At 72.4% G+C, this 22100-nt stretch carries 21 protein-coding genes and 3 pseudogenes; 8 read left to right on the forward strand and 16 right to left on the reverse strand.

Features of this window, described 5'->3' with window-relative positions:
* Nucleotides 1-9: 9 nt before the first annotated feature.
* Nucleotides 10-102 (reverse strand): annotated as a pseudogene (locus I2W78_RS40995) (MarR family transcriptional regulator); the annotation flags it as partial.
* A 231-nt stretch (nt 103-333) separates the two neighbouring features.
* Between I2W78_RS40995 and I2W78_RS39665 the strand changes: the two are divergent.
* Nucleotides 334-1116: a putative protein N(5)-glutamine methyltransferase gene (locus I2W78_RS39665; RefSeq protein WP_196465620.1), complete on the forward strand. Its 783-nt coding sequence runs from the start codon at nt 334-336 to the stop codon at nt 1114-1116.
* 89 nt (nt 1117-1205) lie between these two features.
* On the opposite strand, the gene I2W78_RS39670 is transcribed toward I2W78_RS39665, so the two are convergent.
* Nucleotides 1206-3284 carry a SpoIIE family protein phosphatase gene (locus I2W78_RS39670; RefSeq protein WP_196465621.1) on the reverse strand — a complete coding sequence of 693 codons (2079 nt, stop codon included), beginning with the start codon at nt 3282-3284 and terminating at the stop codon, nt 1206-1208.
* 307 nt (nt 3285-3591) lie between these two features.
* Between I2W78_RS39670 and I2W78_RS39675 the strand changes: the two genes are divergently transcribed.
* From I2W78_RS39675 to I2W78_RS39690, 4 genes and pseudogenes are all read left to right on the forward strand, one after another.
* Entirely contained in the window at nt 3592-4464 is an 873-nt protein-coding gene (locus tag I2W78_RS39675) for a hypothetical protein (protein WP_196465622.1), read from the forward strand.
* A gap of 119 nt (nt 4465-4583) precedes the next feature.
* The gene (locus tag I2W78_RS39680; protein ID WP_196465623.1) at nt 4584-4958 is read left to right on the forward strand and encodes a hypothetical protein; all 375 of its coding nucleotides are present in this window, start codon (nt 4584-4586) and stop codon (nt 4956-4958) included.
* A gap of 86 nt (nt 4959-5044) precedes the next feature.
* A pseudogene (locus I2W78_RS39685) lies at nt 5045-7059 on the forward strand (FAD-dependent oxidoreductase).
* Between the two features lie 29 nt (nt 7060-7088).
* Nucleotides 7089-7640 carry a PadR family transcriptional regulator gene (locus I2W78_RS39690; RefSeq protein ID WP_196465624.1) on the forward strand — a complete coding sequence of 184 codons (552 nt, stop codon included), beginning with the start codon at nt 7089-7091 and terminating at the stop codon, nt 7638-7640.
* Nucleotides 7641-7668: 28 nt separating this feature from the next.
* On the opposite strand, the gene I2W78_RS39695 is transcribed toward I2W78_RS39690, so the two are convergent.
* Nucleotides 7669-8202: a hypothetical protein gene (locus I2W78_RS39695; RefSeq protein ID WP_196465625.1), complete on the reverse strand. Its 534-nt coding sequence runs from the start codon at nt 8200-8202 to the stop codon at nt 7669-7671.
* Between the two features lie 168 nt (nt 8203-8370).
* Nucleotides 8371-9351, reverse strand: coding sequence for a fibronectin type III domain-containing protein (locus I2W78_RS39700; RefSeq protein ID WP_307784061.1), 981 nt, complete (start codon nt 9349-9351; stop codon nt 8371-8373).
* Between the two features lie 351 nt (nt 9352-9702).
* On the opposite strand from I2W78_RS39700, the gene I2W78_RS39705 reads away from it, so the two are divergent.
* Nucleotides 9703-10407 carry a glycoside hydrolase family 75 protein gene (locus I2W78_RS39705; protein WP_196465626.1) on the forward strand — a complete coding sequence of 235 codons (705 nt, stop codon included), beginning with the start codon at nt 9703-9705 and terminating at the stop codon, nt 10405-10407.
* A gap of 55 nt (nt 10408-10462) precedes the next feature.
* On the opposite strand, the gene I2W78_RS39710 is transcribed toward I2W78_RS39705, so the two are convergent.
* Nucleotides 10463-11224 (reverse strand): SDR family NAD(P)-dependent oxidoreductase, encoded by a 762-nt coding sequence (locus I2W78_RS39710; RefSeq protein WP_196465627.1) that lies wholly within the window; start codon nt 11222-11224, stop codon nt 10463-10465.
* 140 nt (nt 11225-11364) lie between these two features.
* Between I2W78_RS39710 and I2W78_RS39715 the strand changes: the two genes are divergently transcribed.
* Complete coding sequence (locus I2W78_RS39715) at nt 11365-11979, forward strand: TetR/AcrR family transcriptional regulator (RefSeq protein ID WP_196465628.1); 615 nt, start codon at nt 11365-11367, stop codon at nt 11977-11979.
* A gap of 72 nt (nt 11980-12051) precedes the next feature.
* On the opposite strand, the gene I2W78_RS39720 is transcribed toward I2W78_RS39715, so the two are convergent.
* From I2W78_RS39720 to I2W78_RS39760, 10 genes and pseudogenes are all read right to left on the reverse strand, one after another.
* Complete coding sequence (locus tag I2W78_RS39720) at nt 12052-12462, reverse strand: PTS fructose transporter subunit IIA (RefSeq protein ID WP_196465629.1); 411 nt, start codon at nt 12460-12462, stop codon at nt 12052-12054.
* Complete coding sequence (dhaL, locus tag I2W78_RS39725; RefSeq protein ID WP_196465630.1) at nt 12455-13054, reverse strand: dihydroxyacetone kinase subunit DhaL; 600 nt, start codon at nt 13052-13054, stop codon at nt 12455-12457. The genes I2W78_RS39720 and dhaL overlap by 8 nt, the downstream gene beginning before the upstream one ends.
* Before the next feature lie 45 nt (nt 13055-13099).
* A complete protein-coding gene (gene dhaK / locus I2W78_RS39730; RefSeq protein WP_196465631.1) occupies nt 13100-14092 on the reverse strand; it encodes a dihydroxyacetone kinase subunit DhaK in 993 nt (330 codons plus the stop codon).
* Between the two features lie 507 nt (nt 14093-14599).
* Nucleotides 14600-14869, reverse strand: a complete 270-nt coding sequence (locus I2W78_RS41820; RefSeq protein WP_374222763.1) for a hypothetical protein — start codon at nt 14867-14869, stop codon at nt 14600-14602.
* A gap of 39 nt (nt 14870-14908) precedes the next feature.
* A complete protein-coding gene (locus I2W78_RS39740) occupies nt 14909-16180 on the reverse strand; it encodes an MDR family MFS transporter (RefSeq protein WP_196465632.1) in 1272 nt (423 codons plus the stop codon).
* Nucleotides 16177-18008, reverse strand: a pseudogene (locus I2W78_RS39745) (ABC transporter permease subunit). The gene I2W78_RS39740 and the pseudogene I2W78_RS39745 overlap by 4 nt, the downstream one beginning before the upstream one ends.
* Nucleotides 18009-18043: 35 nt before the next feature.
* On the reverse strand, nt 18044-19552 hold the full coding sequence (locus I2W78_RS39750; RefSeq protein ID WP_196465633.1) for an ABC transporter substrate-binding protein: 1509 nt from the start codon (nt 19550-19552) through the stop codon (nt 18044-18046).
* A gap of 74 nt (nt 19553-19626) precedes the next feature.
* Entirely contained in the window at nt 19627-20163 is a 537-nt protein-coding gene (locus I2W78_RS39755) for a GNAT family N-acetyltransferase (RefSeq protein WP_196465634.1), read from the reverse strand.
* Between the two features lie 135 nt (nt 20164-20298).
* Entirely contained in the window at nt 20299-20424 is a 126-nt protein-coding gene (locus I2W78_RS41305) for a hypothetical protein (protein WP_269067032.1), read from the reverse strand.
* A 52-nt stretch (nt 20425-20476) separates the two neighbouring features.
* The gene (locus I2W78_RS39760) at nt 20477-21076 is read right to left on the reverse strand and encodes a TetR/AcrR family transcriptional regulator (protein WP_196465635.1); all 600 of its coding nucleotides are present in this window, start codon (nt 21074-21076) and stop codon (nt 20477-20479) included.
* A gap of 162 nt (nt 21077-21238) precedes the next feature.
* On the opposite strand from I2W78_RS39760, the gene I2W78_RS39765 reads away from it, so the two are divergent.
* Nucleotides 21239-21886 (forward strand): peroxiredoxin-like family protein, encoded by a 648-nt coding sequence (locus I2W78_RS39765; protein WP_196465636.1) that lies wholly within the window; start codon nt 21239-21241, stop codon nt 21884-21886.
* Between the two features lie 6 nt (nt 21887-21892).
* Here the strand turns inward: I2W78_RS39765 and I2W78_RS39770 are convergent, their stop codons facing one another.
* On the reverse strand, nt 21893-22033 hold the full coding sequence (locus I2W78_RS39770) for a hypothetical protein (protein ID WP_196465637.1): 141 nt from the start codon (nt 22031-22033) through the stop codon (nt 21893-21895).
* Nucleotides 22034-22100: the final 67 nt, after the last annotated feature.

Raw genomic sequence — 22100 nt, forward strand, 5'->3', positions numbered from 1 at the left:
CATGCCCCCTCAGCCGTCGGCGCCTGTGGCGTTGTACCGCTCCAGATATCCGGCGAACCGCCGCAGGTCCTCCTGTGGCCAGTCCGCGAGCCGCTCCCGGAAGCCGCCAGGCGGCTGGCGGTCGCACTACGCCCTGGACAAGTGAACGATCGCCGTCCGCCCGTGGGGTAGGGTGGCCGTCCGGCTGAGGGCGGTCCCAGCCGTGCGTGACCGAGGGGGTGAGACCCATTACCGCTGTGTCAGGTCGGGTGCTCTCCCCTCATGTCGGCGCGGATCACCGGCAGTAGACGACCGAGAGAGCGCCCTTCGGCTTCCGAAAGGCTCTCAATCCGTATGCCCCTACCGCTTTCCCCCTCCCGTTCCTCCGTGGTCGCCGCGCTGCGTGCCGCGGGCTGTGTCTTCGCCGAGGACGAGGCGGAGCTGATCCTCGGCGCCGCCCGCACCCCGGAGGAACTCGCCGCCATGGTGGACCGCCGCACCACCGGACTGCCCCTTGAACTCGTCCTCGGCTGGGCCGAGTTCAGGGGCCTGCGGATCGCCGTCGAACCCGGCGTCTTCGTACCCCGCCGCCGCACCGAGTTCCTCGTCGAACAGGCCCTCGCCGCCGCCCCGGACGCCTCGGTCGTCGTCGACCTGTGCTGCGGCTCGGGCGCGGTGGGCGCCGTCCTCGCCGCGGCCCTGGGCCGGATCGAACTGCACGCCGCCGACATCGACCCGGCCGCGGTGGACTGCGCCCGGCGCAATGTCGCCCGGTACGACGGCCGCGTCCACCAGGGCGACCTGTACGCGGCGCTCCCCGGCGAACTGCGGGGCCGCGTCGACATCCTCGCCGCGAACGTCCCCTACGTCCCCACCGCCGAGGTCGGTCTCCTGCCCGCGGAGGCACGTGACCACGAACCGTCGGTCGCCCTCGACGGCGGCGCCGACGGACTGGACGTGCTGCGCCGGGTGGTCGCGGGGGCGGCCGAGTGGCTCGCGCCCGGCGGCTGCCTGCTGACCGAGACCAGCGAGCGTCAGGCGCCGGATGCCGTCGCCGCCTTCACCGGGGCCGGTCTGACGACCCGTCTGGCGGTCTCGGAGGAGCTGTACGCCCATGTGGTGATCGGGACCGGCTGATCCCGTCCACAGCAGGACGGCCGGCCGGTCCACCTGCGCGGGGTCGAGCCCGTGGCAGGAGACCGGGCGGCCGTCGACGCGTCGCGGCGTCAGTCTTCCGTCTGCGCCCGGGCGATGAGTACGGCCACGTCGTCGTGGTTGTCGGGGTGGTGCAGGGTGCGGACGAGGAGGTCGCAGACGTCCTCCAGGGGGAGGGCCGGGTCGTCGAGGATGCTCAGCAGGGTGTCCAGGCGTTCGTCGATGGAGTGGCTCCGGGTCTCGACCAGACCGTCCGTGTAGAGGACGAGCTCGTCGCCGGGGTTGAGGTCGAAGACGGTGGTGGTGAACTCGACGCCGCCCACGCCCAGCGGCGCCCCGGTCGGCAGGTCGAGCAACTCCCGTGACCCGTCGACGCGGACGCGGACCGGCGGAAGATGGCCCGCGTTGGCGATCCGGCAGCACCGCTGACGTGGGTCGTGGACGGCGTAGAGGCAGGTGGCGATGGAGTGGTCCAGGCCCTCGGTGATCCGGTCGAGGTGTTCGAGGAGCACCGCGGGGTCGAGGCCGAGGGACGCCAGGGTGTTGGTGGCGGTGCGCAGCCGGCCCATCGTCGCCGCGGCGGTGATGCCGCTGCCCATCACATCGCCCACGACGAGTGCGGTCTTGCCACCGCCCAGGGGAATGACGTCGAACCAGTCGCCGCCGACCTCGGTGGCGGCACCGGCCGGCTGGTAGCGGGAGGCGACTTCGAGGCCGCCGGTGACGGGCGGGTGGCTGGGCAGCAGGCTGCGCTGGAGCGTGAGGGCGGTGTCGCGGGCGTTCTGGTACCAGCGGGCGTTGTCGATCTGCACCGCCGCACGGGCGGCCAGTTCCCGGGCGAGCAGGACGTCGTCCTCGCCGAACGGCAGCGGGTTGTGGATGCGCTTGAGGTCGAGCGCGCCGAGCACCTCGCCGCGCGCGATGAGCGGGACGGCGAGGTACGAGTGGACGCCGACGCGGGCCAGCAGGGCGGCCGCGGCCGGGGAACGGGCGATGCGCGGCAGGTCCTCGTCCTTGACCTGCGGGACCATCACCGGCCGGCCCGTGCGTACGCACTCGGTGACCAGGCGGTCGGGGCCGTAGCGGGCCACCTGTCCCGGCGGGTCGGCCGCCCTGAGGGCGTCCGGTGCGTCGTCCGCCCGCACGGCCAGGGCCCGGATCACGGCCGGCTCCGACGGGTCGGGGCTGCTGCGGCGGCCGCCCACCACCGAGTCCAGCAGATCCACGGCGGCCACGTCCGCCAGCTCCGGTACGGCGACGTCGGCCAGTTCACGGGCGGTGCGCTCCAGCTCCAGCGTGGTGCCGATGCGGGCCGACGCGTCGGCGATGAGCGCCAGCCGCCGCCGCGCGGCCTCCGTCTCGACGCCCGCCCGGTACTGCTCCGTGACGTCCACGACCGACAGGGCGACGCCCAGCACCGCGCCGCGGGCGTCCTCCAGCCGGTACAGCGAGACCGACCAGGCGTGGTCCTGGTGCGGGTCGGCCGGGGTGCGGCCGACGGTGGGATGGTCGACCAGGGGCTGACCGGTGTCCAGGACGTGTTGCAGCGCGGATTCCAGGGGCGCCGACTCCAGCATCGGCAGCACCTCGCCGATGGTACGGCCGATGTGCTCCTCGGCCGCGACGCCGTTGATCCGCTCCAGCGCCGCGTTCACGGACACGTAGCGCAGGCCGGTGTCCAGGACGGCCAGCCCGATCGGTGACTGCGCGATCACCCGCGTGGACAGCGCGACGTCCTGCTCCAGTCGGCGCACGGTCGTCTGGTCGGCGGCGAGGCCCAGGGCGTAGACGTCGCCCCGGTCGTCCATCAGGCGCATGTTGCGGAACTCCACCAGGCGGGTGCTGCCGTCCTTGCGGCGCACCGGGAAGGCGCCGGCCCAGCCCCGGCCGGTGGCCATGACGTCCGCGAACAGCTTCTTGACCAGGTCGAAGTGCTCCTCGTGCACCATCACCCGGGCGGCGTAGTGGCCCAGCGCCTCGTGCGCCGGGTAGCCGAACAGCTCCTCGGCCTGGGGGCTCCACAGGACGATGCGGCCCTTGGCGTCCAGTACCACCGAGGCCACGCCCAGCACGTCGAGCAGGCCGCTGGGCCGCGCCGGCTCACTGCCCGGCTCGGTCCCGTCGGCCACCGGTGGCCCGGTTGCACCCATCCCACGCACCGCCTTCACCTTCCGCACGGCACGCCGTCCCGTGCCGACTCCCCTGGCCGTACCGCGCTCAACCATCTCTCTCTTACGCCACGACCGCCCTACTCCACCATCCCTCAACATGACTGGGGGTGTCTGGCGATGGGGTGGGGTGGGGGTGGTCCATCCGAGGGGGCGGGCGGGTGAGGGAGCCCGGGAGCAGCGGTCGCCCGTAGGACAACCCCCGTTCTCTCATTGGTCTGTACATGACCATCCAGCGCCGCCACACTGTTCCGCCAAGCGCACCCACCCCCCGAACCGAGGAGCCTCCATGCCCTCACGCCGCCCGCGGCAACGTTGTCGCACGCTCTTGGCCGGGCTCGCCGCCTGTGCCCTCACGCTGCTCGCCGCCCCCTCCGCCACCGCCGCCGACACCTGGACCGAGGTCGGCTCCGACCGGGCCGATCCGCTCACCGAGAGCCAGGGCCTGACCTCGGTCGAGGTCCCGGCCGGCAGCCCCAACCGGTACACCGGCATCGGCACCATCCCCTCCTCCGTCAGCAGCCGCGGCTGGAACCACGTCGGCGACCCCGACGCCTCCTACGACGGCCACTACATCGAGCCGTACCAGCGGGACTCGGGTACCACCAAGATGTTCCGGGTGCAGTCGCCGGGCGGCACCTGGTCGGAGTACGTGCACACGCTCAGCGCGGGAGAGGCGCTGAACAACTCCTGGGTCGCGATCTCCCCAGGCGGCCAGTGGATGCTCGCGGGCGAGTACGGCACCATGAACCGCCTCCTGGTCTTCCCGACCCCCGGCGTCAATCCGGGCACCTCGCCCTCGGCCAACCTCCCGCAGGCCTCCACCGTGCACCTCGACCACGCCGTCCGTGACGTACAGGGCTGCGACTTCACCGGCCCGACCACACTGCTGTGCTCCTCGGACGACCCGGCCGGCACCCTCTTCGGCATCACCAAGCCGCTGCTCCAGATCGACCTGTCCGCCGCACCGAACGGCGCTTCCGACGTGTCGGGCCACGTCACCGCACTGCGTCAGCTCCCGCTGCGCAGCGGCTGCTCCGGCACCTACGAGACGGAGGGCATCGACTACGACCGCCGCACCGGCACCCTGCGCGTGATCGTCCTGTCGCCCGGCTTCTGCATCGTGACCGACAGCAAGACGTACCGCTTCACGAAAAGCTGAGCCGGCGCTCCTCTCGGGGCTGTACATCCCGGAATGTGGTGGTTTTCTGGGAGTGCGGCACGGCGCTGCGCGGGAACCCGCTGCCGTACCGCAGTGCGGCCACGAGAGGAGTCACCACGATGGACAGTGAGCGACTGCACCCGGAATCCGTCTCTCTGGAGATCAGCGGATGCAGCAAGGAGGACGCCCGGATCGTGTTCGACACCCTGTGCGCGTACTTCGACTCGGACCGGTGCTCCGACGACGTACCGCGCGAGTGGCACGAGGTCCGGCCGACGGTGTGGCTGGGCACCTTCGAGGTCTCCGCACCGCACGAGGGCGCTCACCCCGCCACCCCCCGGCTCTCGGCCTCCGTCGAGGCCGACGCGCACGGCGGCTACTGGGCGATCGACCGCTTCCGCACCACCCTGCACGACCTGTTCACGGTGCACGACCTCGCCACGGCCTCCGGCGACCAGGAGCGGGAGCTGCACGTGCGGCTGGAAAGCCGGTGACTTGGCTCCCAGTCATTGTGCAACTAGTTGCATAAACCGTGCGCGGTCCTCTACAACAGAGGCACGTCACCGCGCACGGAGGGGCCATGAGCCGATACCCGCACCTGCTGAGCCCGCTCGACCTGGGCTTCACCACCCTGCCCAACCGCGTCCTGATGGGCTCCATGCACGTCGGCCTGGAGGAGGCCGAACGCGGCTTCGAGCGCATGGCGGAGTTCTACGCCGCCCGGGCGCGCGGGGGAGTGGGCCTGATCGTCACCGGCGGCATCGCGCCCAACGACGAGGGCCGGCCCTACGAGGGCGGCGCCAAGCTCACCACCGAGCAGGAGGCCGATCAGCACCGGCAGATCACCGAGGCGGTGCACCGCGAGGGCGGCCGCATCGCGCTGCAGATCCTGCACTTCGGCCGGTACGCCTACCACCAGGACCTGGTCGCCCCAGCCCGCTCCAGGCACCGATCAGCCCCTTCCCGCCCCGTGAGCTCACCGACGAGGACGTCGAGCGGACCGTCGACGACTACGCCCGCGCCGCCCGCCTCGCCCGGCAGGCCGGCTACGACGGCGTGGAGATCATGGGCTCCGAGGGCTACCTCATCAACGAGTTCATCGCCACGCAGACCAACCAGCGCACCGACCGCTGGGGTGGCTCGTACGAGAACCGCATGCGCTTCCCGGTCGAGATCGTCCGGCGGGTGCGCGAGGCCGTCGGCGAGGACTTCATCCTGATCTACCGGCTGTCGATGCTGGACCTCGTGCCCGGCGGCTCCACCCTCGACGAGGTGATCACGCTCGCCAAGGCGGTCGAGGCCGCCGGGGCGACCATCATCAACACCGGCATCGGCTGGCACGAGGCCCGCATTCCCACCATCGCCACCTCGGTGCCGCGCGGCGCCTACACCTGGGTCACCAAGCGGCTCATGGGCGAGGTGTCCGTCCCGCTCGTCACGACCAACCGCATCAACACCCCCGAGCTGGCCGAGGAGTTGCTGGCCGACGGGTGCGCGGACATGGTGTCCATGGCCCGCCCGATGCTCGCCGACCCCGACTTCGTCGCCAAGGCCGCGGCGGGCGAACCGGACGCCATCAACACCTGCATCGGCTGCAACCAGGCCTGCCTCGACCACACCTTCAGCGGGCAGATCACCTCCTGCCTGGTCAACCCGCAGGCCTGCCATGAGACCGAGTTGGTCCTGTCCCCGACGCGTCGGCGCAAGCGCGTCGCCGTGGTCGGCGCGGGCCCGGCCGGCCTCGCCTGTGCCGTGAGCGCCGCCGAACGCGGCCACGAGGTCACGCTGTTCGACGCCGCGAGCGAGATCGGCGGGCAGCTCAACGTCGCCCGCAAGGTCCCCGGCAAGCAGGAGTTCGACGAGACACTGCGCTACTTCCGCCACCAGCTCGACGCGCGCGGCGTCGACGTACGCCTCGACACGCGCGTGACCGCCGCCGACGTGTCCGACTACGACGAGGTCGTCGTCGCCACCGGCGTCAGCCCACGCACGCCGGACATCCCCGGCGTCGACCACCCCAAGGTCCTCGGCTACCTCGACGTGCTGCGCGACGGCGCCCCTGTCGGCGACCGCGTCGCGATCCTCGGCGCCGGCGGCATCGGCTTCGACGTCGCCGAGTACCTCACCGACGGCGGCGACAAGGCCCACGAGGACCCGGCGACGTACTTCCGTCAGTGGGGCGTCGACATGACCTACGAAGGCCCCGGCGGCCTCGCCGCTCCCGAGCGGCCGGCCCCGCCGCGCACGGTCCATCTGCTCCAGCGAAAGACCACCAAGGTCGGCGCCGGCCTCGGCAAGACCACCGGCTGGATCCACCGCACCGAGCTGAAGCACCGTGGCGTCACCATGGTCCCGGGCGTGCGCTACGACCGCATCGACGACGCCGGACTGCACGTCACCGTCGGCGAGACCAGCACGGTCCTGGAGGTCGACACCATCGTGCTGTGCACCGGGCAGGAGCCGCGCCGGGACCTGTACGAGGAACTGGTCGCCGCCGGGCGCAGCGCGCACCTCATCGGCGGGGCCGACGTGGCCGCCGAGCTGGACGCCAAGCGCGCCATCAAGCAGGGCACCGAACTGGCGGCCGCGCTGTAGTCATGGGGGCCGTCCCTAGGATGGCCCCCATGTCACTCCCGCACGCGATCCTCACCGCCCTGCTCGAAAAGCCGTCCTCGGGCCTGGAGCTGACCCGCCGCTTCGACCGGTCGATCGGCTACTTCTGGTCGGCGACGCATCAGCAGATCTATCGCGAGCTGGGAAAACTGGAGGCCGACGGGCTGATCCGGGCCCTGCCGGCCGAACAGCCGGTGCGCGGGCAGAAGAAGAGCTACGAGGTGCTGCCCGCGGGTCGCGCCGAACTGGCCCGCTGGACCGCCGCCGCACAGGACCCGAGGCCGCACCGCGACCCGCTGCTGCTGCGGCTGCGGGCCGCGGCCGTGGTCGGCACCGAGGGGATCGAGGCCGATCTGCGCCGCCATCTCGACCTGCACCGGCTGCAGTTGGCGGAGTACGAGGAGATCGAGCGGCGCGACTTCCCGCCGGGCAAGGACAGCCCCCAGGACCGGGTCCAGCACCTGGTGCTGCGGGCCGGTATCGACCTGGAGACCTTCTGGACGCGCTGGCTGGAACAGGCCCTGGAGGAGTTCGCCGAACTGCCCACGGAACAGGGGCAGTAGGCAGGGCCGGAGCCGGCGGAAGTCTCGCTCAGAGCCGGTACGGCTTCGACTTGCGGCGCAGGAACCAGACCGTGGCGATCACCCCGGTCCCCACCAGCGCCCCGCCGCCCACGAGCGTCAGTGTGCCGTAGTTCCGGGTACCGCCGCCGACACCGCCGATCACACCCCGCGTGGGCGAGGGCGTGGAGGTCGCCGAGATGGTCGGCGTGGACCCGGCGGCGACGATGACGGACTGGGTGCCGGCGGTGTTGCCGTTGGAGCACATGACGACGACCGTGTACGTGCCCGGCCTGACGTTCGACCAGGCCGCGCTCTGCAACGCGGTCGTACCCGAGATCGGCACCTGGCGGCCCTGGGCGAAGTTGGCCTGGCCGCTGCTGAGCAGCGAGGCGGTGCCCCACCTGCCGTTCAGCAGGGTGCATGAGCTGGTGGTCACCGAGACCGTGGAGCCGCTCGTGCTCACCGAGATCCCGGAGACCGCGGCGGCCGGCCCGGCGACCAGGGCCAGCGGCAGCGCGGCGGCTGCCACGGCCGCCCCTAGCAGAGGCTGAGAAGTACGCATGGGACTGCCCTCCGGCGGCACGGTTGGCGGTACATCCCTTGCGCCGCCGAGGTCGGGGAACGCCCGTGCTGCCCTCAGGGGAAGCCAACGTGTCCCCGTCCCGTCCCGCATGCGGACCGCACCCGGACAGGTGACGGACTGCGGCGTCCGGGGGATGTCCGCGGACTCTCAGCGATCCCCGCCGGTCGTGACCGTCCGCTCCGCCGAGAAGCCACCCCAGGTGCCGTCCGGCAGCCGGGCGCGCAGCCGCACCCGATGGCTCACCCCGGCCTCCTGCCCGACGTAGAAGCTGTACGTCGCCCTGCCCCGGGGCGGGGTCCCGCCCCAGACGAGGGAGGTGGCCGGACGGCCGTCGAGCTGGATCTGGTACTCGGTGATCACCCCGTCCACCTCGGGCGGCAGCCACGACAGGTCGATGTGGTACGCCCCCTCGGCGCGCCGCGTCGTCGCACGGAAGTCGGTCGGCGCGGTGTCCCGCCCGTCGTCCGTGCCGGGCGCGGTGGTCAGCCGGACGGCGGCGCCGGCGGGGGAGACGTTGTCCGCCGCGTCCCGCGCCCGGACGGTGAAGGAGTAGCGGGTGCCCGGCCGCAGCCCCGTCACCACGGCCGCGGTCTGATCCCCGCCCACGCTGTGGATCTTCGTGTCGCCCTGGTAGATGTCGTACGACACCACGCCCCGGTCGTCCGTCGACGCGGTCCACGACAACTGCACCGCCCGGCTCCCGGCGGCCCGCCCCCGCGCCTCACCCGGCCGTGAGGGGGCGGAGGTGTCGGCTGCGACGGCGGCGGGTGTCCTCGCCCGCACCTCACGGCTGCGCGGCCCGAGCCGCCCCTCGGCGTCGCGGGCCCGCACGGTGAAGACGTACGTCGTCGACGGCTTGAGCCGGGTGACGTCCACCATGTGCTCGGAGCCGGGGACCTCCTCGACCTTGGTGGCGTCCCGGTACACCTCGTAGACGCTGACGTCACCCGTGGACACCGCGTTCCACATCACATGGACGCTGGTCGCGCTGCCCGCCGCCGCGGTGACCCCGGTCGGCGCGCCGGGCAGCCGTCCCTCGTCGCCGTCCGCCGTACCGCCCCAGCCGCAGGACGAGACGAGCAGGAGCATGCCGAGGGCCAGGGCAGCGGGCACGGGAAGACGTCGCACGACTCGGCCTCCAGGGACGGCATGCCGGCAATGGTCCGGACCAATATGGCGCGGCTGACGCGATCACATCAAGAGGGCGGTGTGTACGAAGCACCTCGCGCGGTTCCGTATGCTGAAGTGCGCACGGCCGAACTCACCCTGAGGGATGGGGAGTTCTGTGCTGAAGGCGCGGTCCGCTGTCGTCGCTGATCCCGCGCCGGCCGGGAGGCCGGAGTCGACACGGGCTCGGGCCCCCGGCCCCTGGTGCGCGTGGCGTGCACCGACCGGACCCCTCGGGTGGCCCCATGATCGGGGACAGCATCAGATGGTGCTGAGTGACGGTCAGTGTCCCCGGCAGAGAGTTTCCTCATCGTGCGTGTCCAGTTCCTCGCCTTCGCCACGGCAAGTGTCGCCGCCCTGCTCGCCCCGGCGACACCCTCGACCGCCCACCCGCCAGAGGAACCCCGATACCGGCACGACAGACCGACCGAGGAGGCCGTCCGGGCGGCCGACCTGCTGGCCAAGGTACGGGACTGCGCCCCCGTCTCCCGGGGCCGCTACCGCACCGACGCCGACAGGCCCGCGACCATCCCCGTCTGCGGCACCGAGGACGCCGTCTTCTGGACGGCGGACATGGACATCGACTGCGACGGCCGCCCCGGCCGCCGCTGCAACCGCCGCGCCGACCCGTACTTCGCCGCCAGTACGGCCTTCCAGGCCTCCGACGGCCGCCACCTGAACGCCGAACGCCTGCCGTACGTCGTGGTACCCGTCCCGAGCCGCATCTGGGACTACCGCGAACACGGCGTGCGCGGCGGATCGGTGGCGGCCGTCATCCACCGCGGCCGGGTGCAGTACGCGGTCGTCGGTGACACCGGGCCGCGCGAGGTCATCGGCGAGGCGTCGTACGCCGCCGCCCAGGCCCTCGGCATCCCGTCCGACCCGCTCGTCGGAGGAACGGACTCCAGCGTCACCTACATCGTCTTCAAGGGCTCGCGGGTCTCACCCTTGGAGAGCAACGCTGCCGCCGTGGCGGAGGGGGAGCGGCTGGCGCGGCGGTTCGTGGGTGGTGGGTGAGGCCGCACTTGGCGGTTGCGTGACCGTCGAGCCCGGTCTGGCGGTCGAGTGACCGTCAGACCGCGGACCAGCCGTCGTCGACGGGCAGGATCACACCGTTGATGTTGCTCGCCGCGTCCGAGGCGAGGAACACGATGGCGGCGGCCTGCTCCTCGGGCTGGGCCAGCCTGCCCACGTTGACGAAGTGCGGGCCCAGGGCCGTGGGCCCGTGCGCGCCCTGCTCGGCGTCCACGGAGATGCCGGTGCTGGTGCCGCCCGGGGCGATGGCGTTCGCGCGGATGCCCTGCTTCCGGTACATCACCGCCAGGGACTTCGTCAGGCCCGCCACCCCGTGCTTCGAGGCCGTGTAGGCGGCACCGGCCGCGCTGCCGCGCAGGGACGCCTCGGACGCGGTGTTGACGATCGCACCCCGGCCGGCGGCGAGCATGTGCGGCAGCACCGCCCGGGTGAGCAGGAACGGGGCGGTGAGGTTGACCCGGATGACCCGCTCCCACTCCGCGTCGCCGACGTCCGCGAGCGCCGACATGCGGTCCATGATCCCGGCGTTGTTCACCAGTACGTCCACCCCGCCGAAGCGCTCCACCGCCGTCCGCGTCACCTCGTCGACGACGGCCTGCTCGCTGAGGTCGCCCGTGACGGCGACGGCGGAGCCGCCCGCCTCCGCCATCTCCTTGACGGTCGCCTCCGCGCCCTCGGCGTTGAGGTCCGCCACCACGACCCGGGCGTCTTCGGCGGCGAAGGCCAGGGCGGCGGCGCGCCCGATGCCCGATCCCGCTCCGGTGACGATGACGCTGCGGCCGTCCAGTCCAGTGGTCATGGGGTTGCTCCTCGGGGTTGGGGGAGGGCGGCGAGCCCGGCGTGGGCCGTGCGGTCCTACCGTACGACTTAATGTCTCTGAGTGACATAAAGTCGTGGTGGAGAATTCCGGTAGACCGATCACCGGCACGGGAGGATCCGATGGCCGCAGCCCACGGACGCACGGGCAGACCACCGCTGAGCGAGGAACGCAAGGCCGAGATCCGGCTGGAAATCGCCCGCGCCGCGGTGAACCTGTTCGTGCGTCAGGGCGTCCACGCGACCACCGGCGAGCAGATCGGCCAGGCGGTCGGGGTCTCGGCGCGGACGGTGTGGCGGTACTTCCCGAGCAAGGAGAGCTGCGTACGGCCACTGTTCTCGGCCGGGATCGAGCTGCTCGCCGGATGCCTGCGCGACTGGCGCCCGGGACAGCCGCTGGTGGCGGCCTTCGACCGGGCGCTGGCGGGCGAGCCGGAACTGGTGGCCGGTCCCGAGCGCACGATCCTCGGCCCGCTGGTACGGCTGACCCGGACCGAGCCGGGCCTGCGCGCGGTCTGGCTCCAGACGTACGACGAGGCCGAACCGGCGTTCGCCCACGCCCTCGCCGAGCGGGCCGGGCTGCCGCTCGACGATCCGCGGGCGGCCATCCAGGCGGCGATGTTCAACGCGGCGCTGCGGGCGGCGGTGGAGCACTACGCGTGGCGGGGCGCGGCGGGAGATGATCTTGAGGCGACGGTGCGGTCGGCGTTGGCCGTCGTCGCGGAGGGGCTGCGTTGAGGTGGCGCGGCGACGGAGGGGGACGAGCGGGACGCGGCCGCCCGTTCAACCTCCGCCGCCACTGAAAGAGGCTCAGACCTTCCGGTAGCTGTACGCCTCCGAGGCCGCCGCCGCGACCCCGTCGAGGTCCGCTCCCGTGGCCGCCGTGACGACCGCGGCGACGGCGCCCTCCAGGAACGGACAGTCCACCAGGCGGGTCTGCGCGGGCAGTTCGTCGCCCTCGGCGAGCAGCGCCTTCACGGTGAGGACGGCGCTGCCGAGGTCGGTGAGCACGGCGACCCCGACGCCCCGGTCCACGGACGCGGCCGCGGCGGCGATCAGCTCCGCGCTCGTACCCAGCTCGCCGCCCTCGGTGCCGCCCGCCGGAGCGACGGGCACCGCCGCGGCGCCGCCCGCGAGCCCCTTCGCCAGCTCGGCCACGGACACTGCGACCTGCGCGCTGTGCGACACCAGCACGATCCCGACCAGCTTCTCGTCACTCACCGGCGGCCTCCGCGAGCCCCGCGACGAGCAGCGCCGACGACGTGGCGCCCGGATCCTGGTGCCCGATGCTCCGCTCGCCCAGATAGCTGGCCCGGCCCTTGCGGGCCTGCAACGGGATCGTCGCCAGCGCACCCTGCTCGGCGGCGTCGCGCGCCGCGCCGAACGAGTCACCGAGCGCGTCCACCCCCGGCACCAGCGCGTCGATCATCGTCTTGTCGCCGGGCGCGGCCCCACCGAGCGTCATCACGGCGTCCACGCCCGCCCGCAGCGCGTCGGCGAGCTGGGCCCGGTCGACCTCGGCGGCGTCGCCGAGTGCCTTGCCGGTGCGGCGCAGCAGCGTGCCGTACAGCGGTCCGGAGGCCCCGCCGACCGTCGAGATCAGCTGCCGCCCCGCCAGGATCAGGACGGCGCCGGGCGTGTCCGGGGCCTCCTTCTCCAGCGCCGCCGTCACGGCGGTGAACCCGCGTTGCAGATTGCTGCCGTGGTCGGCGTCCCCGATGGGGGAGTCGAGGGCCGTGAGCCGTTCCGCCTCGCGGTCCACGGACGCGGCGGTCGCCGTCATCCAACGGCGGAAGAAGTCGGCGTCGAGCACGGGGTCTCCTTGCCTGGTAGATGCCTTGATCGTCTCTCCGCCGTCTCACATACCCCAGCGCAGTCCCGGGGTCGCCACCGGCGCGTCCCACAGCCGCAGCAGCTCCTCGTCGACCTGGCACAGGGTGACCGAGGCGCCGGCCATGTCGAGGGAGGTCACATAGTTGCCGACGAGGGTACGGGCGACGGCGACCCCGCGCTCGGCGAGCACCCGCTGCACCTCGGCGTTGAAGCCGTACAGCTCCAGCAGCGGCGTCGCGCCCATGCCGTTGACCAGGACCAGGACGGGATTGCGCGGGCTCAGGTCTTCCAGGACGGCGTTCACCGCGAAGTCGGCGATCTCGCGCGAGGTCATCATCGCCCGCCGCTCCCGGCCGGGCTCGCCGTGGATGCCGATGCCCAACTCCAGCTCGCCGGGCGGCAGATCGAAGGTGGGGGTGCCCTTGGCGGGCGTGGTGCAGGCGCTCAGCGCCACGCCGAAGCTGCGTGCGCTCTCGTTGACCTGCCGCGCGATCGCCTCGACCCGCTCCAGCGGCTGCCCCTCGTCGGCGGCGGCCCCGGCGATCTTCTCCACGAACAGCGTGGCCCCGGTGCCCCGCCGCCCGGCGGTGTAGAGGCTGTCGGTGACGGCCACGTCGTCGTTGACCAGCACCTTGGCGATCTGGATGCCCTCGTCCTCGGCGAGCTCGGCCGCCATGTCGAAGTTGAGCACGTCACCGGTGTAGTTCTTCACGACGAACAGCACCCCGGCTCCGCTGTCCACGGCCGCCGCGGCCCGCACCATCTGGTCCGGCACGGGGGAGGTGAACACCTCTCCGGGGCAGGCGGCCGACAGCATCCCGGGGCCGACGAATCCGCCGTGCAACGGCTCATGCCCCGAGCCGCCACCGGAGACGAGCGCGACCTTCCCCTCGACGGGCGCGTCCCGCCGTACGATCACCCGGTTCTCCACATCGACGGTCAACTCGGGATGAGCCGCCGCCATGCCTCGCAGGGCGTCCGCGACGACGGTCTCCGCAACGTTGATGAGCATCTTCATGGGTACCTCCTGGTGAAGCTGGCAAATGGGCTCACGACTTGCGTTTTTGCAGGTCAGGGCGGGGTCAGGTCGGTAGTCGATCTTGGCGGTCGGAAGCGGGCCGGCGGGGAGGCTCCTGTCGGCAGTATCGACCTTGCGGCAGCGAAGGTCACGTGCGCGGAGGCTCCTGGGCGTGCCCGGTGCTCTGGCGGACATGCTGATTGCACCGTTTGGCGGCCACAATGGGGGCGGTGTGGCGTGCGGCCGGACTCTGCGGTCGCCATCAGGGGCAGCGCGGTCCAGTGCGCGTTGGCCGACAACTGGGCGGCGCCTGCCGTGACCGCCCTCGGTCCGCGCCCTCTCGACGTTCACACCCGCACGGGGCGTACGAGGCGTCCACACCGAGGGCGACGCGAACCGCCGGCTTCACCGCCGCCCCACCGAGGACGCGTCGGTCGACCCGGCGGTACAAGCCGGGGAGCCGACGTTCTCAGCGCTGTGCCCGGGGAAGTCAGCGCGGCGTCCCGCTCACCGGACCGACACTTCCACCGTCCCGGTGACACACGGCGTGCCGTCCTCCTTGAGGATCGACGCGTCGAGCAGCACCCGTACCCCCTCGTCGGAGTCGGTGACCGTGCGGACCGTCGCCGTCCAGGTGAGCGGTTCGTCGGCGACGGCGGTCGCGACCACAGCGGGCGCCACTTCACGGAACTGTCCGGTGGTGAACGCCAACGCGTGCTGCTGGCCCGCGCGTTCGCCCAGCAGCGGTCCTGGCGAGCCGACGAACCACCTGGACATCCGTCACAAGGTGGAACTGCTCCCCAGGCCCGATCACCGTCAGCGTGCTGCTTCCGGCCCGCGCGGCAGCAGCGCCACCGCCAGTGCCGGTACGGCGGCGAGGACCAGCCACGGCACGGCGGCCGGGAGGCCAAGGTCGAGGAGTGAGCCGGTGGCCGAGCTGCCGATGAGGACGATCAGGCCGGAGACGGAGGACAGCGCGCCGGTGTAGAGGCCGATGCGGCCCTCCTCGGCGAGGTCGGGTACCCAGGCGCGGGCGGCGGGCACGACCAGCATCTGGCCGACGGTGAGCAGGACGACGTACCCGGCGGCGGGCAGCAGTCCGGCAAGTCCCGTCCAGCCCGCCGGGCGCGCCGCTGCCACGACCGCGAACCCGGCCGCGATCAGCAGCAGGCCACCGGCCATGGAGCGGCGCAGGTCGAGCCGGTCGCCCGCCCACCGGGTGACCGGGAGCTGCGCGCACACGACGAGCAGGGACGACAGGGCGAACAGCCAGGACAGCGGCGCCTGCGAGCCCGTCGCGCGTTCCACCTCGTCGGGCAGGGCGAGGTAGAGCTGGTTGTAGGCGAGGAGATAGCTGCCGTAGGCGCAGCACAGGGCGAGGAAGCGGCGGTTGCGCAGCAGCACGCGCAGGCCGCCCCGGTCCCGTATCCGCACCCGGCCGGGGATGTGCTGCGGCATCAGCCACGCGTGCCCGGCGAGGACGAGAACGAAGACTCCGGCCCCGGCGAGGCAGGCCGTACGGAAGTCGACGGCGAGCAGCAGAGCGCCGAGCAGCGGTCCGACGAAGGCTCCGGCCTGGCCGGCCGCGGACAGCAGCGCCAGCACGCGGGTGCGGGAGCCGTGGCCCTCCTCCTCCCACACCACCGCCTGGCGGGCCACCTCCGACTCCACGGCCGGTGAGAACAGCGCGGCGGCGAAGCCGATCAGCAGCACCGAGCCGATGACCGACCAGGTCGCCTCGGCGAACCCCAGCCAGGCGAACCCGGCGATCCGCAGTACACAGCCCACCAGGACGACGGGCCGCACCCCATATCGGTCGACGAGCCAGCCCCCGACCACGAACAGCCCCTGCTGGCTGAAGGTTCGCAGCCCCAGGACGAAGCCGACCAGCCAGCCCGCCATGCCGATCGCGGTGCCGAGGTGCTCGGCGAGGAAGGGCAGTACGGCGTAGAAGCCGACGTTGAAGGCGAGTTGGGTCAGGATCAGCAGCTTCAGGAGCGGGGAGAGGTGCTTCCAGGTGCGCTCGCGGGGGGCCTTGGGGCCGGTGGCGGAGCGGTTGGGGAGAAGGCGGGAGAACAAGTCGGTCATCGTCCGGGGGTGTTGGTGAGAGAGGGGGAGGCCAAGGCGACGGCGGGCTGCGATTCCGCCGGTTCGGGCTTCACCGGCGGTACGGCCGGTGGGCCCGGCCTGCGCCGAGGCCGGGGCAGCCGCACCCCGCCCGCCGCCGTGACGGCCAGCGCGCCGAGGAGGGCGAGGACGGCTGCGGGGCCAGGACGGCCCAGGGGGCGCGTTCGACGTACGGCTGGTTCTCGGCGAGCAGCAGGCCCCACTCGGGGGACGGCGGCTGGGAGCCCAGACCGAGGAAGCCGAGCGCGGCCAGGCTCAGGGCGATGCCGGGCAGCCGGAGCAGGGCGTGGCGGACGACGGGCGGCAGGACGGCGGGCAGCAGTTCGTGCCAGAGCAGGTACCCGGGGCCGGCGCCGAGCGCGCGGGTGGCGGTCAGGTGAAGGGTGGCGCGTTCCTGTCGTAGGAGGGAGGAGGTGTGGGCGGCCAGCGGGGCCCATGCCACGACGGCCACCGCCAGCGCCGGTGTCCACGGGCCGCTGCCCGCGACGCCGGTGACGAGGAGGGCGGCCAGGACGGGGGGTACGGCGTTGACCGTGTCGACCAGCGGCCCCGACAGGCGGGGCAGGAGGCCCAGCAGGACGCCGGTCACCAGGGCGGCGGCGCTCACCGCGAGGGCGATGCCGAGGGTGCTGAGCGCGCCGTGCGCGATCCGCGCCAGCACGTCCCGGCCGAGCGCGTCGGTGCCGAACGGGTGCTCCCAGGAAGGGGCTTCGAGACGGGCGAGGGTGTCCAGCGCGAGCGGGTCGCGGGGCAGGCCGAGCGCGACGACGGCGGCGAGCAGCAGCCCGTAGACGAGAGGGGCGACGCGTGGCGTCGGCGGGGTGGGCCGGTGCAGGGAGTGCAGGGCGCCGTCGCGCAGCGCGGGCCCGATCAGCCACCGCACCCCCAGCCTGGCCAGCAGCGCGACGGCGGCCGCGAGGACGACCAGCGCGAGCGTGCCGGTCTGCAGGACGGGCAGGTCCTGGGCGAGGGCGGCACGCAGCGTGAGCCGTCCGAGCCCTGGGATGTCGAAGATCTGCTCGACCGCGACCGAGCCGCCGGTCAGACCGACCACGAACAGCCCCAGGTTGGGCAGCAGTCCGGGCACACAGCGGCGCACCGCCTGCCGCGCCACGGAGCCCGGTGGGACGCCGCGCGCGGCGGCGGCCAGCGCCCACGGCTCGGCGAACGCGGCGGGCAGCAGGTCGTCCAGCATCCGCCCGAGGACCGCCCCGGCGGGCAGCCCGAGCGCGAGCGACGGCAGGATCATCCACTGCGGGCCGTACCAACCGAGCGCGGGCAGCCAGCCCAGCTGTACGCCGACGACCGACGCCAGCACGGAGGCGACCAGGAACTCGGGCAGCGCGGCCAGCACCGCCGAGCCGGTGCCACCGGTGCCGCGCCCGCCGAGCCGCCGCCGGGAGCCGAGCCACAGGGTGCGCGCACACACGGCCCCGGCCGTGGCCACGGCGACGACGACGGCTCCCGCCATCAGCAGCAGGGACACCCCGAGGGCCTGGCCGGCGGCGGGCAGCACCTCGGTGTCCGACACCCAGGACCGGCCGGCGTCCCCCCGCAGCAGCCCGCCCAGCCACCGCCCGAGCAGCGCCAACGGGCCGTCGTCCAAGCCGAGCTGCTCGCGGATGGCGCGCAGCGTCTCGGGGGTCGGGTCCCGCTCGGCCGAGCGCGCCTTGAGCACGGTCAGCGCCGGGTCGGTGCGCGACAGCCACGGCAGCAGGCCGATCGCACACACAAGGGCGGCCGTCAGTACGGCCCGCCACAACAGCGTGAGGCCGCCGCCCCGCGCCAGAACGCGCAGGGCGGCGGTAGGCCTGGTCAGGGGGATCAGCTCCGGGTCCCGATGCCGACGAACTCACGCTCGTACGGGTCGAGGACGGCGCCCTTGACGGACGTACCGATGCCCGTGACGACCTTCAGGTGCACGAGGGGGATCACCGCGTCCGTGCCGAGGATCGCGGCCTCCGCCTTCATGGCCGCGTCCTGCCGCTTGGCGGGGTCGGTCTCGGCCTGCGCGGTGGTGACGAGCTTGTCCACGTTCTTGTCGCACAGGAACGACAGGTTGTTGGAGCCGTCGCAGGTGTAGTCGCCGTCCAGGACGGTGACCGGGTCACCGGTGTCCAGCATCATGTTGCGGGAGTAGACGGCGGCGTCGAACTTGCCTGCGAGCAGGTCGCTTTCGAGTCGCGCGTACGTACGCACCTCCAGCTTCACCTTGAAGCCGGCCTTCTGAAGCTGCTGCTGGAGCACCTGGGCGGCCTCCGGCAGTTCGGGCCGGTCGTTGTAGGTGGCGATGGTGATGCTCTTGCCCTTGGGGTCGGCTGCCTTCGCCAGGCCGGTGGGCTCGATCCGCTTGCCGGACGCCCAGGTCAGGGCCGGGCCGTAGAGACCCTGGGCGGGCTCGGCGTACCCCTCGTACACGCCCTTGGCGATCACGGAGGTGTCGACCGCCTCGCGCGCGGCGGCTCGCAGCCCCGCGTCCTTGAAGACGCCCGTCCGGGTGTTGAGGTACAGGCTGGTGTTTCGCGCGGTGTTGACCTCGTGGGCGGTGTCCTTGTCCAGCGAGGCGACCTGGGCGACGGGGACCGCCTCGGCGATGTCGACGTCACCGGTGCGCAGGGCGTTGGCGCGGGCGGTGCCGTCGGAGACGAACTTCGCGTCGATGCCGGACGCCTGGGCGCGGCCGCCCCAGTAGTCGTCGAAACGGTCCAGGGTGGCCGCGGTGTCACCGGTGATCTTGGTGAGCGCGAAGGGGCCGGTGGCGGTGCCGACCGGGCTCACCTTGCCGTCCTTGCCGTAGGCCTTGGGGGAGAACACCGCGAGGCTCGGGTTGGTCAGCCGCAGCGGCAGCACGGGGTCGGCGTCGGCGGCGGTGACCTTGACCTGGTCGTCGCCGACGGCCTCGGCGGTGAGCTGCACGCCGGATATGGCGGTGGGAGCGGGGTCGGCCTGGGCGGCGTGGGTGAGGGCGGAGGCGACGGCCTTGGCGGTGACGTCGCTGCCGTCCTGGAACTTGGCGTCCCGCAAGGTGAACAGCCAGCTCTTGCCGTCCTGCTCACTGCTCCACGACTCGGCGAGCGCGGGTACGGCGGTGCCGTTGGCGTCGAGCCGGGTCAGCCCCTCGGCGACTCCGAGCCGGGAGAGGATGAAGGCGTCCTGGCTGCCGTACGGCGAGTAGTTCTCCGTGGGCTGGAAGGCGAGCGCGACACCCAGACGGCCGCCCTCGCCGGAGCCGGAGGAGTCCGAGGACGCGTCGTCGCCGGAGGAGGAGAAACAGCCGGAGAGCAGCGGAGCGAGCAGCAGACCGGCTATCAGCCGAAGGCGGGGAGATCTCATGGTCCTCGTTCTGTCTTTCCAGGGCCGGGCACGTCGGCCGGCCTCGACCGACATCCTATGAACATGATTTTCGTTTAAACAAGTGGGATCTCGAAGTGCACGACGCCGCTGCCGCCGCCGGGCATCTCCTCCCGCTCCTCGCACACGACCTTGCCCAGCGTCTGCCACAGCCCCATCGCGCCGGGGGAGTGCGGGTACGTGTGCAGATACACGGCCTGGTAGCCGCCGTCCGCCCGGGCGAAGTCCAGCAGCCCGTCCACCAGCCGCTTGGCCAGCCCGCGCCGCCGGTGCTCGGGGCGCACGTACACCCGTCGCAACTGGGCGGTCACCCCCGACGGATACCGCTCGGCCAGCCACTGCGGGTTCGGCGGATGGGCCGGCCCGCGCGCGTCGAGCGCGGCCGTGGCCGCCACCGTCCCGTCCTCCTCGGCCACCGCGACCAGCAGGGTGTGCCGGGGTGGGGCGACGTAGAAAGACTCCGGATCGACGATGTCCGCGTGCCAGCGCGGCACGTACCCGGTGCCGAAGTCGCGGTACACCGTGTCGAGCATCACGGCCCGTGCGTCGTCGAGGTCCTCGGCCGTGGCTGTTCTGATGTGGTAGTTGAGCACCTGCAAATGATATGCAGGTGCTCAGATGCTCACTAATGGGAGGGCCGGTGCGAGGTAGGGGCGGAACGGTCCCCGTCCAGAACCCCTACTGGCGCATGTGCTTTCGGTCAACGGCTCGCCGGACGGCCCCCGCAGTCAGCAGAAGAAGTCCCAGGCCGATGACGGAAGGCCCGGGCCGGGCAGGACGTACATGGCCACGCCGACCATGGTCAGGGCGGTGCCGATCGACATCAGTACGACGCCGGGTCTGGACGGGGGCATGCTGCTCCTCGGTTGTCGGTTGTCGGTTGGCGCGGGTGCGTAGTCGCCGCCGTCAGGATGGTGCCCGGCCGCCGAGCGAGGAGAGCGCCGTGGTCACCGTCTGGCTCAGGTCGCGCTTGTTCGCCCCGGCGCGGGAACGGAGGTTGACGCCGTACGCGAGGAGCGCGAGTAGGTCGGCGGAGGAGTTGGGGTCGCAACCGGGGGAGAGCCGGCCCTGGGCCTCGGCGGTGGTGAGCGCCGCGTGCATCGCGTTGCGCAGTTCCTGGTGGTGGTGGTCGAGGAGGGCGCGGACCTCGGGGTCGTCGTTCTCGGAGCCGGCGTGCGCGTTGGAGATCATGCAGCCCCAGCGGGCGTACTCGCCGGAGCAGCGCGTTTCGATGAGCCCGTCGAAGAACTCCGCGACCGCGGGCAGCCCGCGCTCGTCGGCTGCGAGCCGCCGGAACGCCGGCCGGGACCGCCGCTCCATGTAGCGGCGCAGTGCGGCGAGGTAGAGCTCCCGTTTGCCGCCGAACGTGGCATACAGGCTGGAGCGGTTGAGGCCGGTCGCGGTCACCACGTCCTGGATACCGGTCGCGGCCATGCCCTGCCGCCAGAACAGCCGGACGACCGTGTCCAGGGCCGCGTCCGGGTCGAAGTGCTTGATGTCCGGCACGCCTCACTCCACAAACTTGAAACAGGGGTTCCAGGATACTGCCCAGTCCATTATCTTGGAATGGTCGTTCTCAGTTGTGTGCCGGCTGTGTTCCAGTTGCGTTCCCAGTTGCGTTCCCAGTTGCGTTTCGAGTTGTGTTCCGACCAGGAGGACTGACTTCCCATGACCCTCAACGCCGAGCTGCGCGCCTTCTACGCGTCCCGTCAGCGCCAAATCCCGGCCGAGATACGGGAGATCATGCGGCGAGCCGGCCAGGAACTCGCCGAGTCGGGCCAGCTCGATCGCGCCCTCGGCGTCGGCGACCGGGCCCCGCGCTTCAGCCTCCCCTCGGCGACCGGGGAGACGGTGTCGCTGGACGGCCTCCTCGCCGACGGCCCGGTGGTGCTGACCTTCTACCGAGGCGCCTGGTGCCCGTACTGCAACCTCGCTCTGCGCTCCCTGCAGCAGCACCACGACGCCATCACCACCAGGGGCGCCCGTCTGGTGGCCGTCTCCCCGCAGATCCCCGACGAGTCCCTGTCCCTGGCCGAGAAGCACCAGCTCGCCTTCGACGTCCTGAGCGACATCGGCTCCGACACCGCCAAGCAGTACGGCCTCGCCTTCGACCTCCCCGACGACCTCGCCGCCGTCTACGACAAGCTCGGTTTCGACCTCCAGCGCGTCAACGCCGGGCACCCGCGCACTCTCCCGCTGCCCGCCACCTACGTCATCGACCGCGTCGGCGCCATTCGCTGGGTCTTCGTCGACACGGACTACACCCGCCGCGCCGAACCGGCCGACCTCCTCGCCGCCCTGGACCTCCTGGACTGACGCGCGTCAGGTGCGGGCGAGTTCGGTGGCGCCGAAGGACACGTCGAAGCGGTCGCACCAGATGCTCACGCCGGCGCGGCCGGACGGGGCGGCCCGGCCGTTGTCGACGCGTTCGTAGCGGGTGTTGAGCCCAGTTCCGATCTCCACCACGGTGGCGGTGGGGGTGGGTGGCGAGGAAGTCCGCCACCCACCTGTCGAACAGGCCGGTACGCAG

The organism is Streptomyces spinoverrucosus, assembly GCF_015712165.1.
Classification (GTDB): Bacteria; Actinomycetota; Actinomycetes; order Streptomycetales; family Streptomycetaceae; genus Streptomyces; species Streptomyces spinoverrucosus_A.